The following is a 13,332-nucleotide window of genomic DNA, read 5'->3' as shown; positions in this document are numbered from 1 at the left end:
GATATTTAAACCTTATTTCCCTCTTTAGGGAAAACCACGGTTGGCTGGAAGGTCTTAGCCTCCTCAAAGTCCATCAGGGCATAAGCGATGATGATAACGGTATCTCCCACCTGCACCTTGCGGGCTGCAGCACCATTCAGGCAGATACAACCACTGCCACGCTCACCCTTGATAATATAGGTCTCCAAGCGCTCACCATTGTTGTTATCTACGATCTGAACCTTCTCGCCTGCAATCAGATTAGCAGCGTCCATCAAGTCCTCATCGATGGTGATGCTACCCATATAATTCAGGTTAGCCTCAGTTACGGTCACACAATGGAGCTTACTCTTCAATACTTCTATCTGCATTGTTCTGTTATTACTTGATCTGTTACGGATTAAACTTAATAAAGAATATCTATAGAGGAATTTATCCTTTATACTTGATATGGTCGATGAGACGGATAGGAGTCTTACCGCAATAAACGGTGATGCAACCTACCACGTATGCACTATCCTCCCATGAAGACACATCCTGCAGGCTGTCGCCATCCACAATCTGGAAATACTCTACCTCCAGACCCTCTACAGCATTGATATTGGCAACCACCTTATCGTGAGTTTCCTGTACGGTATGAGTCTTGGCATACTCCACACTCTCCTTCAGGGCCTTATAGATGTTTGGCGCAATGGCACGCTCATCAGGAGCCAGCAAAGTATTACGGCTGCTCTTAGCCAAACCATCCTCATCACGGATGATAGGACACTCAACAATCTGCACATTGCTGTTGATGTACTTCACGAGCTGCTTGATGACAGCAATCTGCTGCCAATCCTTCTCACCGAAATAAGCACGGGTTGGTCGAACGATATAGAAAAGACGGCTCACTACCTGACATACACCATTGAAATGACCCGGGCGCTTGGCACCCTCCATCACGGTAGAAACAGGTGGAAACTCGAAGTGGCGCGTATCTGGTGTAGGATACATTTCCTTCACCGATGGTGCAAACACATAGTCTGCACCACAAGCCTCCAAGAGCTTGCAGTCAGCATCGAGGGTACGAGGATAGCGATCCAAGTCACCCTGATCATTAAACTGTGTAGGATTCAGGAACACAGAAACCACAGTCACGCCATTTTCCTTTACACTGCGCTTAACAAGAGAGGCGTGACCCTCATGCAGCGCACCCATAGTTGGCACAAGGCCGATTTCCTTTCCCTCCTTACGACACATGAAGAGTTCGTTCTGGAGGTCAACAATCTTATTGAATACTTTCATCGTCATAATCTGTTTTCGGGTGCAAAATAACAACTTTTTTCTCAAATGAGAAAGAAAAAACCTAAAAATATGCGAATTATTGCCGAAAATAATGAATTTCGGAGAAAAAATGCCCTAATTTGAAGTTTTTTTTGTACCTTTGCACGTAATTCGTAAGAATAAAATTTAAATTTTATGGCAAAAAAAGTATTATTTATCAATCAGGAGATCGACCCATACGTAGCCGAGTCTCACATGTCAATCATGGGACGCGAACTGCCTCAGAAGATGCAGGAAGCAGGTTTTGAGATCCGCACCTTCATGCCTAAGTGGGGTACCATCAACGAGCGTCGCGGACAATTGCACGAGGTCATTCGCCTGTCTGGTATGAACCTTATCATAGATGATACAGACCATCCGCTGATCATCAAGGTTGCATCTATACCAACAACACGACAGCAGATTTATTTCATCGATAATGACGACTATTTCAAGAGCCGCCAGATGGGTACTGATGAAAACGGAAAGGAATATGCCGACAACGGAGAAAGAGCTATCTTCTTTGCACGTGGCGTATTGGAAACCGTGAAGAAGCTCCGCTGGCAGCCTGACGTAATCGTCTGCCAGGGTTGGGCTAGCGCAGTAGTACCATTCTACGTAAAGACTGCCTACAGCGAAGAGCCTTCATTTGCAGAATCAAAGGTGATTACCGCTCTCTATACCAACGAACTCAAGGGTGAACTGGGTACCAACTTCAAACGTTGCGTTGCCTTCCGTGATGCCAAGTCTGAACTGCTCGACGGCTATCAGGACGACTTCAACTTCATTGAGCTCGGCAAACTCGCCATCGACTACAGCGACGGTGTGGTAGAAGGTGAAGAAGAAGCTAACCAGATTCTCTTTGATTATGCGAAGGAGAATAATAAGCCTGTACTGGCTTATCCGGGAGAAGATATCCAGGAGCCATACGCAGACTTCATCAACAAGGTTTGTCCTGACGCAGAATAAGATTCCGACAACAGAGACACATACATACAAGGATAATGAAAATTTTAAGACTCTTAACAGTATTAGTAATAGCAGCGCTTACTTTCGCTGCATGTGATGACACCACCGAGGGAATCGGTGGTAGCATCACTAACGATATTGACAACATCAACATCTCTAGCGCAGTATTTCCTGTAGCAACAAAGTCTATGGTTTCAGGTGCCGTATTGAGCCGCAACAACAGCGGTCTCATCGGTAAGATGAAAGACCCGGAAACCGGCAACTATGTAAAGGGTGACTATATGACCCAGTTGGGCGTACTGTCTTCTTTCGATGTAGATACAGTTGCCATCAAGCAAGCCAACAACGGCTCTATTGAAGCTTATGGTTGCTACTTGTTGATTTCATATAATGCCAACTATGGTGATACTATCGCCCCAATGAAGGTCACAGCCTACGAGATGACCAAGCCAATGGCAGAAGATCAAGAGTATTACTCTGATTATGATGCATTCAAAAACGGCTGGGTAAGCGAAAGCAATCAGCATTGGAGCAGTAATTACAACTTGAGCAACACATCAGATGTAAAGAACTTCCAGATTAGTTTGAACAAGCCATATACCAAAGATGGTAAGACTTATAACAACTACGGCTCATATATTCTGCAGACATACGCAAAGCATCCAGAGTACTTCAAGACCAACTACAAGTTCCTGCACAATGTTTGTCCTGGCTTCTATATCAAGAATGTAGGTGGTACAGGTAACATGGCTAAGATCTGGAATACAGAGCTCATCTTCCAATACAGACGCCAATATACGACCAAGGCAAAAGATGGCGTTACAGATAGTATCATAGTAGATAGCCTCTACAACCGTTTCGATGGAACAGAAGAGGTATTGCAGCTCAACAAGATTGAGAATAAAAACATGGAGCAGTTGGCAAATCAGCAGAAATGGACTTACCTCAAGTCGCCGGCAGGTATCTTCACCGAGGTCACCCTCCCTATCGAAGATATCATGAAGGGACATGAGAAGGATACGCTCAACACAGCTACCATCTCTTTCCCACGACTCAACAATGAAAACGAAGACAACCCATACAACTTTGCTACACCAAGCACCATCTTGATGGTTCAGAAAGACAGTTTGCAGTCGTTCTTCGAAAAGAGCAAGTTGGCAGATAGCCGTACTTCTTATACCACAAGCTACAGCAATACAGGTACTTATAAGAATGCCTATACATTCCAGAACATCGCCAACCTGGTTTCTGCCATGTATAAGAACAAGGGCAAGAGTGAAAACTGGGATAAGGTTGTACTGGTTCCTGTAAGCATCATCACGGTTACACAGGGCTATACTACAGTCATCACCAAGATAAATCACGATATGGCGCTCGCTTCTACCCGACTGAAAAGAGGTGTAATAACCACCGACAGCAACGGCAAGGAGACAAGTCCTATACAGATAAAGGTGATTTACAGTAAGTTTAAAGAAAAAGAATAAACATTCATCACGCAAAGTAAAAAGGAACGAAACATGGCAGATAATTTTTTGGAGCGTCACCGCGAAGAATACGAGATACGCAAGGCTGCATGGCTCAAGAAAAAGAAACTATTTATGAAGTCAGGCAAGAAACAGAAGCCCCAGACACAGATGCCACGTCCTGAAGACGAAGCGCTATAGGCACGAAAGTGTTCTAACTCCTACACAAGAGGGTGTATCATTAAACATTTGATTGTTTATGATACACCCTCTTGCTTTTTACCGCATATTCCTTAAAAATGACCGCATAAAACTACAGGGACGCCACTTAGCGCAAAATAAAACTAAACTCATTTGGAAGTTACCGTTTTTTTTTATATCTTTGCAGCGTAAATTAAAATATTGAATAATCAAAAACTGACAAGATAAAAATATTCAAGATATTGGGTAGAAATACCGGTCTATGGATTTAACTTTTCTAAGAACTTACAATGTAAAAAATGTATATGAAATACTTGGTTTATGTTTATAGATAAAGGAGCTTTTGCTCTCTCTCTTTAAAAAGATTAGTTTTTAAGTTTAACAAAATGCTAAAGTTAGATGTTAGTAATATAAGTTCCCGTAGTGACCGTGAGGCTACTGCGGGAACGCTTTCAATTTATAGTATATAAAATTAAAAAGGGCAAGACCACTAATGGTCTTGCCCGAACTATTTTTATAAATCTTTATCAATATTATAAGATTCTACCTGTAAGAGAGAACTTCAAAACAGGATAAACTTTCAAGTCTTTTACGAACTTAGAGAGATCATCCTCGCCAGCATCTTCCAATGCCTTATTGATATCTATCTCGTTACCATTCTGGTAAACCTTGAGCTTGCCCATGAACTGGCAACCCAACTCAAAACGGCAACCGATACGGTTCTTCGGAACAAGACGACCGAAACCTAAACCAAGGTATGGACGAACATTCTTGCAACGGATATCGCCCTGAACATTGTAGTTCTCATCGAGCTCCAAATTGTAACCACCCAAGTTGGCATTAGCTGTAGAAACAACAACCTGATGGAATTGATCCTTCATATCCTGAGTAGGCAACTTCTGAGAGATTTCACGAAGTTCGTCGCATGAACCGGTAACCTCTGCTATCTTCTCTCCACCAATTGACAAACCTGCAGCGATAAAGAACTTACTGCCTCCACCGAAAGGATACAAATTAGCCTTTACATTAAAGGTGGTACGACTGAAATCTCCATCAACATGAATGGTAGCAGGATTAGGATAACTAACTCCAGATACCTGAGGCAAAGAACTAGAATCATAATCTACATCCAAATCACCAGACAGTTTGAAAGATGGCATGACATTCACACCCGCTTCAACCTCAAAGAAACTAGTAACTGGAGCTGCCAAACCTACACTAATACCCTCGGTACCTGCGCCTACATTAAGACCTACATGGTTAAAGATACCACGCTTGTACTCATTCTGCGCCATTACACTCCCTACACTAGTAAGCAGAATTACTGCCACCATCATTAATTTTTTCATAATCGTTCTGTTTATTAGTCCTTATATCAAATTATTTTTTTCATATCGTTCTTAAAAACAAGTGCAAAAGTAAACAAAAGTTATAAGAAAAACGAATAACAGGGGTAAAAATTAAGGCTCTTTAATACTTTTACGTACTAAAGAGCCCAATATCTTGTTAAAAACCTAAAATTACAGACAAAAGACATACCCGTTGCCAATAAGAACAGATGTCTGTATTTCGTACTTACTAAAGTAAAATACGAGGCTTAATCTACAACCGTAAACTTGGCAAATTTCAGCAAAAGCTGTTTGGTACCAGAATGAACAAACTCTACTGTAGCCTTCGTATTCTCACCTGTTCCCTCAATCTTCAGTACCGTTCCCCGTCCAAAACGCTGATGCTCAATCTTCATTCCCTCTTGCAAACCGCAAGAAGAACTGCCAGCAGATGATGCTGCAGAAGAAGAAACTGATGATGCAGCAGATCCGGTACTGCGAGAAGCAGGATGAGAAGAATGCGTCTCCATGTAACGTTTAGCAGCATTCAGCGCTCTTACAGACTTGAAATTTCCTTCAGAAAGAGAAGGCTTAGGATCTGCCACAAACTGAGATGCTACCGGTTTCGAATTCTGATATCTGCTACTGTATCTAGGCTGACCAGCATCCTCCCAAGGTCTGCGAGGACGTTGCGCTCTCGCCCACTCCGGCTGGTCAGACGAAGAATCAGCTCTAGAGCCAAACAAGCTTCCACCAGCCTCATCCTGACTATCTATCAACTTGCTGTCAATCTCATCAATAAAGCGACTCGGATTATCAAACTCCATCTTGCCATATCTCCAGCGGTTCTTGGCGTTCGTCAGAATACAATGTTTCTCAGCTCGCGTAATGGCTACGTAAAGCAATCTCCGTTCCTCCTCCAGTTCTCTGAGCGAAGCAGCAGAAAGCGGACTCGGGAAGATATTCTCTTCCAATCCTACCACGAAGACCGTAGGAAACTCCAGACCTTTGGCTGCATGGACCGTCATCAGAGATACACGAGGTTCATCCTTATCACCATCGCTGTCAGCATCGGTTAGCAGCGCCACATCCTGCAGATAATCCTGCAGGAAGAGTTCATCGAACCTACCCTCTTCACGGCGTTCCTCCACAAAAGCAGACATACCGCTCAAGAATTCCTCCAGGTTCTCCTGACGTGCCAGATCATCGGCATCCTTGCCCGACATGATATCCTGACTGATACCACTCTCCTTAATAATAGCATCACCCAATTCATAGACATCTATAGTTTGAGCCCGGTCGATAAACGAAGAAATCAGCAATCTGAAGGTTTCCAGCTTGTTCATCGTACCCTTGTTAACCGCCAGTCCATACTGCTCAGGAGCACCGATTACCTCCCAGAAACTCACCTGGTTCTGATGGGCACAGTCAGCAATCTTCAGCACCGTAGTAGCACCGATTCCACGAGCCGGATAGTTGATGATACGCTTGATAGCCTCTTCATCATCCGGATTCGCCACCAGACGGAAATAAGCAATAATATCCTTAATTTCCTTGCGCTGGTAGAAACTCAGTCCGCCATAGATGCGATAAGGAATACCCTGCTTTCTGAACTCCTCCTCGAAGCTGCGGCTCTGGGCATTGGTACGGTAGAGAATGGCAAAATCACTATACTGGCAGCCATCCTCGCGCCGGATACGCTTCACATCCTTCGCCACAATCACCGCCTCTTCCTTGTCGCTGTAAGCAGGCTTATACTGAATCTTCTCACCCTTCGCATTCTCGCTGAACACATCCTTAGGAATCTGGTTGCGGTTATGCTTGATCAGACTGTTAGCCGCCTCAACGATAGTCTGGGTAGAACGGTAGTTCTGTTCCAGTTTGAAGAGACGCGTTCCCTGAAACTGGCGCTGATAGTTGAGAATATTATCGATATTGGCACCACGGAAGCTATAAATACTCTGCGAGTCATCACCCACGGCACAAACACGCTGCTTCTCCTGACAGAGTTGCATGACGATAGACATCTGAACGTGGTTGGTATCCTGATACTCATCCACCAGGACATAATCGAAGCGGGCGGCATATTTGTGGCGAATATCCTCATGCTCCCTGAAAAGCTGATAGGTAAGCGTCAGCAAATCATCGAAATCCATGGCATTAGCCTGCTTGCAACGCTGCACGTAAGCCACGAAAATCTTACCAACCTCAGGCATCTGCGCACGCTTGTTCTGCTCGAAGATTGCCGCATCACTCTCATAAGCCGCAGCACTCATCAGGTTGTTCTTCGCCATCGAAATCTTGGCATGAACGGCAGCAGGCTTATACTTCTTATCATCCAGTCCCATCTCCTTCACAATCGCCTTGATCAGCGAGCGCGAATCACTTTCATCATAAATGGTAAAGTTGTTGTTGAAGCCGATATGCTCGGCCTCCGCTCTCAGGATTCGGGAGAAGATGCTGTGGAAAGTACCCATATAGAGATGCTGTGCGAGATCATTTCCCACCAGTTTTCCGATACGTTCCTTCATCTCTCTTGCTGCCTTGTTGGTAAAGGTGAGCGCCATGATACTCCAGGGTTTCATGCCCTGGCTAAGGAGGTAAGCTATCTTATAAGTAAGTACACGCGTCTTACCCGAACCAGCACCGGCTATCACCAGCGAAGGTCCGTCAATATATTCTACCGCAGCACGCTGCGCTTCGTTCAAGTCGTTCAGTAAATCCATTAATCAATATTTAGCCGGAAAAAATAATCACTAATCACTAATAACTAATCATTAATAACTAATCACTACTCACTCATTACTTTCCCCTATATCCGCCCACAGCCGTGCCCGGGTCGAAATCTTCACCCTCACGAGGGAAGGTAGGGATAAATCTCATCTGATGTTCTATCTGTCGCTGGCGCTTTTTCATATAAGCGCTAGGATGCAGCGAACTGAATTTGCGCGGATTAGGAAGTGTAGCTGCTATCAGCGCACACTCGCCACGAAACAGGTCTTTCGCTTTCTTGTCGAAATGATATTCTGCAACCGCATCCACACCATAGATACCAGGTCCCATCTCAATGCTGTTGAGATAAACCTCCATGATGCGCTGCTTGCTCCACATCATTTCGATGAGGAAGGTAAAGTAGACCTCAAATCCCTTGCGGGTCCATGAACGGCCAGGCCACAGGAAGACATTCTTAGCAGTCTGCTGACTGATGGTACTTGCTCCATGCACCTTTCCACCACGTGCATTATTCTTCGCCGCACTCTCGATGGCATTGAAGTCGAAACCGTGATGCTTCAGGAATCTCGCATCTTCGCTCGCCATCACCGCCACAGGCATGTGAGGCGAAATCTTATCCATCGAAACCCAATGATGATGCATGGTAATACTCTCGCCATCAGCTACTTGCTGAAAGCATCTGATAAACATCAGAGGAGTGACATACACAGGAATGAACCTATATGCCACTACAGCAAGAATGGTGGTACTGAAAAACAGCACCACCACCCATTTTACTATATTCTTGATTTTCTTCAAAATCATCTATTTAGTTTTTCCCTTCCAGGATCATGAAAGTTATTACTTCAATGTACCATTGTTGGCTGCGTTAACCATAGCTTGGCTAGCGTACATATAGACCTCTACACGACGGTTCTGGGCGCAAGCAGCAGTAGTATTAACTACAGGGTTAGCAGAACCAAAACCCTGAACATTCTTTACCTGACGGCTGGTAACACCGCAAGAAGCAAGATAGTTGTAAACTGCCTCAGCACGCTTCTGGCTCAAAGGCAAGTTGATACCGTCATTACCTGTAGCATCAGTATAACCCTGGATAGAAACCTCGCAGTCGGAATTGTTCTTCAATACACCGGCAAACTGAGCCAAATCAGTCTTTGCGCTACTGCTGAGAGTAGAACCGTTAGTTGGGAAGAGGATACCAGAAGCAAATGTTACCTTAACGGCAGACAAGCCATTGGCATCTGTTACAGTCTCAACCTGTGCATTCTTCACCTGTTCAGCCTCAGCCTTTACCTTATCCATGTGCTTTCCGATGAGGTTACCAGCACCGCCACCAACAGCTGCACCGATAGCAGCACCTACGAGAGCACCTGTACCACGATGGCTATTATTGAGCAATCCACCAACGAGAGCACCCAGAGCTGCACCAGAACCGGCACCTACTGCTGTACCAGTTTTCTGATTGGTTCCACAACTTGAAAAAAGCAAGCACAAAGAGAGGCCTGCAACTGCAAAATTAGTCTTTTTCATTTTAAAATCTCCTATATTTATGTTATTTAATTGCAAAGATAACTCTTTTTTCTCCATAATGGAGAGTTTTCTAATATTTTTTTGTATTTTTGCATGCAAATTTAAGGGTATTTGTCGAAATAGAGCTAGGAAATCACCTATTTGGGGGTGGAAAATCCCTAAAAGTAGGATTTCAGACACCTGCAGACAGATGAACTGCCGGCAGCAGATGATGAAGGGGCTCATGCTTATACCTTAATATATATAACAGAAGAAATAAAAAACAAAATAAATAGAATAAAGCAATATGGCTAAAGAACTCAAGAATTTAACCAAGCGCGCTGACAACTACAGTCAGTGGTACAATGATTTGGTAGTAAAGGCTGATCTCGCTGAGTTGTCACCAGTTCGTGGTTGTATGATTATCAAACCATACGGTTACGCTATCTGGGAGAAGATGCAGCAGCAGCTCGACAAGATGTTTAAGCAGACAGGTGTACAGAACGCATACTTCCCTCTCCTCATCCCGAAGAGTTTCTTCTCTCGTGAGGCTGAGCACGTGGCAGGTTTCGCCAAGGAGTGTGCCGTAGTTACCCACTACCGCCTCCGTTCTACAGAGGATGGCAAAGAGGTTGAGGTTGATCCTAACGCAAAGCTCGATGAGGAGCTCATCATCCGTCCTACTTCTGAGACTATCATCTGGAACACCTATAAGAACTGGATCCATTCATGGCGTGATCTCCCTATTCTCTGCAACCAGTGGTGTAACGTAATGCGTTGGGAGATGCGTACCCGTCCGTTCCTCCGTACTTCTGAGTTCCTCTGGCAGGAGGGTCATACCGCTCATGCCACTAAGGAAGAGGCTGAGGCAAAGGCTCAGGAGATGCTCAAGGTTTACGCTGATTTTGCAGAGAACTACATGGGCGTTCCTGTATTGCAGGGTGTGAAGAGTGAGACAGAGCGTTTCGCAGGCGCCCTGAACACTTATACCATCGAGGCAATGATGCAGGATGGCAAGGCTCTCCAGAGCGGTACTTCTCACTTTCTGGGTCAGAACTTTGCAAAGAGCTTCGATGTTACCTACTTGAACAAGGAGAACAAGCCTGAGTATGTATGGGCTACTTCATGGGGTGTTTCTACCCGACTGATGGGTGCCCTCATCATGGTTCACAGCGATGACAACGGTCTCGTATTGCCTCCAAAGTTGGCTCCTATCCAGGTGGTTATCGTTCCTATCAACAAGGGCGACGAGCAGTTGGCTCAGATTACTGCTAAGTTGCAGCCTGTCATCGATCAGCTCCGCGAGTTGGGCATCACCGTGAAGTATGATGACAACCCTGCCAAGCGTCCTGGCTTCAAGTTCGCTGACTATGAGTTGAAGGGTGTTCCTGTACGTCTCGCTATGGGTGGCCGTGACTTGGAGAACAACACCATCGAGATTATGCGTCGTGATACCTTGGGGAAGGAGAACGTAAGCTTCGACGGCATCGTAGAACGCGTAAAGAATATGTTGGAAGACATCCAGAAGAATATCTTCGAGAAGGCTCGTGCTTACCGTGATGCTCACGTTTACGAGTGCGACAACTACGAGGAATTCAAGGAGCGCGTTAAGGACGGTGGTTTCTTCCTCTGCCATTGGGACGGTACAGCCGAGACCGAGGCTAAGATCAAGGAGGAGACTCAGGCTACCATCCGCTGCGTGCCTTTCGCTTACGAGCAGACTCCAGGTGTAGATATGGTAAGCGGCAAGCCAGCCGTAGCCCGTGTCATCATCGCAAGAAGTTATTAATCATCCCCGGTGTCAGGAGTTCATCCTGACACCATAATATATTTAATATGAGGCAGTTGATACTATACATCCTTTTTCTGGTGTCCATGGTCTTTTCAGGCTATGGAGAGGTATCTGCTGCCTCTATTTCTTTTACACCCGAGGATTCTTATACCGAAGATGCAAGCCATAAGAAAGATGGTTTGACAAAGGTTGAGTATGACAAGAGCCAGCCTGAGGCACAGCTTGAAAACGCTTCACAGCTTGCTTACCGCATCTGTAGCAGCCGTCCGCAGCGCTTATTGCCAAGTGGCAATATGCACAACAGTCAGACTGCCAGTAGATTGCTTACAAATAGAATCCGTTATTTATCATCCCTTTTATCAGCTATAGAAGGTGGCATGGAGCCTTTCCGACAGGAAACTGCCCCAATCCACTTTGATGTCGCCAGCAAGTATTATGTCATTTGCCTGCGACGTCTGCTCTGTTAGTGCTTATTCTTTTCTCTTTTTAAAATTTCATATAGGTTTATCGCATCTTTCCTAAGATTTGCGATAAGACTGGTTACACCCCTATTCAAAACAAAAAACAGTTCAATATATATTATTTTTCAAGAATTAAGAATAAGCAAATAACAGTATAAAATTATGGCAAAGATTAATCATTTAGAGATGGGTGCTGATGTTTTGGCACTCCAGGATGTACAGGTAAAGAAAGGGTTCATGGGTTTGACAGTCAAGCTCATCTATCAACCTACCAACAGCGTGATTAAGATAAAAGAGAAGGAATATTCTGCAGAGGATGGAAGAAAGCTCGAGAACATCCTCAGTGCAGCCCCTCAGGATGTAGAAGCAGCTATCAGCAAATTCCCTGTTTCTGCCATCAGCATGGGTAATATGAAGTTACAGGCTTGCATCTCTGACGACCACCAGTTTGTTGCCACACAGCTCCTTGCCTTCAAGGATTTCGGTTACAAGCCGGTTACAGAGATGAAGACCTATACAGGAAAGACAGCCGAGGCTTTCGCTCAGTTGTTTTAGTTATATCACAGTTTCGGGACAGGGGACAGAACAATTCCTCTGTCCCTTTTATTTTATAGGTATAGGATGAAATCTTTATTTGAAAGAAGGCGGTTCATTCCCCTCTTCCCAATTACGGTAATGCTTAGGCGACAGACCAGTATGTTTCTTGAAGAAGGTTCCGAAGGCTGAAGCATTGGGAAAACTGAGTTCATTGGCTATCTGCTGTATCGTCTTCGTGGTGTTCTTCATCAGATAGATACTGCGACGGATCATCGCCTTGAAAAGCAATTGCTGGACCGTCTGACCGCAAACCGACTTGACCAGTACCGACAGATATTTCGGTGTAAGACAGAGTTCATCTGCATAGAAAGCCACACTGCGCTCACGCATATAATTCTTCTCTATCAGCAGTACCAGCGACTCAAAGATGGCTATCTTCCGCTCCATCTCCTTGCCGGCAGCCTTGAACGATGCCGAGAAGATACTGCACAAACGGTACGTAACAGCCATCAGCAACAGTTTCTGCTCATGCACACAATAGGCATCCAGTTCACCACTCTTCTCTTTTTCCAGCTCCAGTTTCCTCAGCATCATGGCATAGGAAGTAAGCATATCCTCATAGCCCGTCGTCCTGACATGGCAGGGTTTGGGATAAATCGTAGCATAAAGACGCATGGTAACCACGGTATTGCCCAACATGTGACGAATCTGTTCAGCACGGTAAAAAAGAAGGGTATATTTAAGGTTCTTGCCCGTTTCCTGCACATGAAACATCACTCCTTTGGAGAGGAAAACGGTCTCACCCTCAGATGCAACAAAGGATGTTCCGTCTACGCAGAAACGGAACATCCCCTGATGACAGATTACGATTCCGACATAGTCGGAGTAGAAAGGCTGCATCAACAGCTGAGGAAACTCATGAGCCTCGTATATGATGATATTATCTGTTATTTTCATGATGAATATGGGTCTGTTATCTTCAGATTTAACTGCGAAGATAACAAAAATATCCATTCATCAGATGAGCAGCCTGTATCTTTTATGATATTTTAGCACTC

General features: G+C 44.8%; 13 protein-coding genes. 6 read left to right on the top strand and 7 right to left on the bottom strand.

The features are described from left to right. Nucleotides 1-5 precede the first annotated feature (5 nt). Nucleotides 6-350, bottom strand: coding sequence for an aspartate 1-decarboxylase (gene panD / locus KSW37_RS08420; protein ID WP_117586254.1), 345 nt, complete (start codon nucleotides 348-350; stop codon nucleotides 6-8). Nucleotides 351-411: 61 nt separating this feature from the next. After that, the gene (gene panC / locus KSW37_RS08415; protein WP_217314054.1) at nucleotides 412-1,263 is read right to left on the bottom strand and encodes a pantoate--beta-alanine ligase; all 852 of its coding nucleotides are present in this window, start codon (nucleotides 1,261-1,263) and stop codon (nucleotides 412-414) included. Between the two features lie 174 nt (nucleotides 1,264-1,437). On the opposite strand from panC, the gene KSW37_RS08410 reads away from it, so the two are divergent. Genes KSW37_RS08410 through KSW37_RS08400 form a run of 3 tightly spaced genes read left to right on the top strand, consistent with a single transcriptional unit; the run spans nucleotide 1,438 to nucleotide 3,914 of the window. Beyond that, nucleotides 1,438-2,250 (top strand): glycogen/starch synthase, encoded by an 813-nt coding sequence (locus KSW37_RS08410; RefSeq protein ID WP_217314053.1) that lies wholly within the window; start codon nucleotides 1,438-1,440, stop codon nucleotides 2,248-2,250. Between the two features lie 35 nt (nucleotides 2,251-2,285). Further along, nucleotides 2,286-3,734: a DUF4270 domain-containing protein gene (locus KSW37_RS08405; RefSeq protein ID WP_217314052.1), complete on the top strand. Its 1,449-nt coding sequence runs from the start codon at nucleotides 2,286-2,288 to the stop codon at nucleotides 3,732-3,734. A 33-nt stretch (nucleotides 3,735-3,767) separates the two neighbouring features. After that, entirely contained in the window at nucleotides 3,768-3,914 is a 147-nt protein-coding gene (locus tag KSW37_RS08400) for a hypothetical protein (protein ID WP_022120923.1), read from the top strand. Nucleotides 3,915-4,447: 533 nt separating this feature from the next. Here KSW37_RS08400 and KSW37_RS08395 read toward each other — a convergent pair. The 4 genes from KSW37_RS08395 to KSW37_RS08380 all read right to left on the bottom strand — a co-directional run bounded on the left by KSW37_RS08395 (nucleotide 4,448) and on the right by KSW37_RS08380 (nucleotide 9,505). After that, nucleotides 4,448-5,263, bottom strand: a complete 816-nt coding sequence (locus KSW37_RS08395) for a hypothetical protein (protein ID WP_217314051.1) — start codon at nucleotides 5,261-5,263, stop codon at nucleotides 4,448-4,450. A 248-nt stretch (nucleotides 5,264-5,511) separates the two neighbouring features. Beyond that, nucleotides 5,512-7,968, bottom strand: coding sequence for an ATP-dependent helicase (locus KSW37_RS08390; RefSeq protein WP_217314050.1), 2,457 nt, complete (start codon nucleotides 7,966-7,968; stop codon nucleotides 5,512-5,514). Nucleotides 7,969-8,044: 76 nt separating this feature from the next. After that, nucleotides 8,045-8,779, bottom strand: coding sequence for a monofunctional biosynthetic peptidoglycan transglycosylase (gene mtgA, locus KSW37_RS08385; RefSeq protein WP_217314049.1), 735 nt, complete (start codon nucleotides 8,777-8,779; stop codon nucleotides 8,045-8,047). 36 nt (nucleotides 8,780-8,815) lie between these two features. After that, a complete protein-coding gene (locus tag KSW37_RS08380; protein WP_217314048.1) occupies nucleotides 8,816-9,505 on the bottom strand; it encodes an OmpA family protein in 690 nt (229 codons plus the stop codon). Nucleotides 9,506-9,791: 286 nt separating this feature from the next. On the opposite strand from KSW37_RS08380, the gene proS reads away from it, so the two are divergent. The 3 genes from proS to KSW37_RS08365 all read left to right on the top strand — a co-directional run bounded on the left by proS (nucleotide 9,792) and on the right by KSW37_RS08365 (nucleotide 12,292). After that, the gene (gene proS / locus KSW37_RS08375) at nucleotides 9,792-11,273 is read left to right on the top strand and encodes a proline--tRNA ligase (RefSeq protein ID WP_217314047.1); all 1,482 of its coding nucleotides are present in this window, start codon (nucleotides 9,792-9,794) and stop codon (nucleotides 11,271-11,273) included. Between the two features lie 47 nt (nucleotides 11,274-11,320). Then, nucleotides 11,321-11,743 carry a hypothetical protein gene (locus KSW37_RS08370; protein ID WP_022120929.1) on the top strand — a complete coding sequence of 141 codons (423 nt, stop codon included), beginning with the start codon at nucleotides 11,321-11,323 and terminating at the stop codon, nucleotides 11,741-11,743. A gap of 156 nt (nucleotides 11,744-11,899) precedes the next feature. Next, nucleotides 11,900-12,292: a hypothetical protein gene (locus KSW37_RS08365; RefSeq protein WP_217314046.1), complete on the top strand. Its 393-nt coding sequence runs from the start codon at nucleotides 11,900-11,902 to the stop codon at nucleotides 12,290-12,292. A gap of 75 nt (nucleotides 12,293-12,367) precedes the next feature. Here KSW37_RS08365 and KSW37_RS08360 read toward each other — a convergent pair whose 3' ends face one another. Beyond that, complete coding sequence (locus KSW37_RS08360; protein ID WP_217314045.1) at nucleotides 12,368-13,231, bottom strand: helix-turn-helix domain-containing protein; 864 nt, start codon at nucleotides 13,229-13,231, stop codon at nucleotides 12,368-12,370. Between the last annotated feature and the right edge of the window lie 101 nt (nucleotides 13,232-13,332).

The sequence above is a fragment of the Segatella copri genome (assembly GCF_019127135.1).
In the GTDB taxonomy this organism is placed as follows: Bacteria; Bacteroidota; Bacteroidia; order Bacteroidales; family Bacteroidaceae; genus Prevotella.
This window is presented reverse-complemented; position numbering and strand designations above follow the sequence as displayed.

Bases quoted from the DNA above. Each gene is read 5' to 3' on its own strand.
- KSW37_RS08380 (WP_217314048.1), bottom strand. From the start codon at position 9,505: ATGAAAAAGACTAATTTTGCAGTTGCAGGCCTCTCTTTGTGCTTGCTT.
- proS (WP_217314047.1), top strand. From the start codon at position 9,792: ATGGCTAAAGAACTCAAGAATTTAACCAAGCGCGCTGACAACTACAGT.
- KSW37_RS08410 (WP_217314053.1), top strand. From the start codon at position 1,438: ATGGCAAAAAAAGTATTATTTATCAATCAGGAGATCGACCCATACGTA.
- KSW37_RS08370 (WP_022120929.1), top strand. From the start codon at position 11,321: ATGAGGCAGTTGATACTATACATCCTTTTTCTGGTGTCCATGGTCTTT.
- KSW37_RS08360 (WP_217314045.1), bottom strand. From the start codon at position 13,231: ATGAAAATAACAGATAATATCATCATATACGAGGCTCATGAGTTTCCT.
- mtgA (WP_217314049.1), bottom strand. From the start codon at position 8,779: ATGATTTTGAAGAAAATCAAGAATATAGTAAAATGGGTGGTGGTGCTG.
- panC (WP_217314054.1), bottom strand. From the start codon at position 1,263: ATGAAAGTATTCAATAAGATTGTTGACCTCCAGAACGAACTCTTCATG.
- panD (WP_117586254.1), bottom strand. From the start codon at position 350: ATGCAGATAGAAGTATTGAAGAGTAAGCTCCATTGTGTGACCGTAACT.
- KSW37_RS08390 (WP_217314050.1), bottom strand. From the start codon at position 7,968: ATGGATTTACTGAACGACTTGAACGAAGCGCAGCGTGCTGCGGTAGAA.
- KSW37_RS08400 (WP_022120923.1), top strand. From the start codon at position 3,768: ATGGCAGATAATTTTTTGGAGCGTCACCGCGAAGAATACGAGATACGC.
- KSW37_RS08365 (WP_217314046.1), top strand. From the start codon at position 11,900: ATGGCAAAGATTAATCATTTAGAGATGGGTGCTGATGTTTTGGCACTC.
- KSW37_RS08395 (WP_217314051.1), bottom strand. From the start codon at position 5,263: ATGAAAAAATTAATGATGGTGGCAGTAATTCTGCTTACTAGTGTAGGG.
- KSW37_RS08405 (WP_217314052.1), top strand. From the start codon at position 2,286: ATGAAAATTTTAAGACTCTTAACAGTATTAGTAATAGCAGCGCTTACT.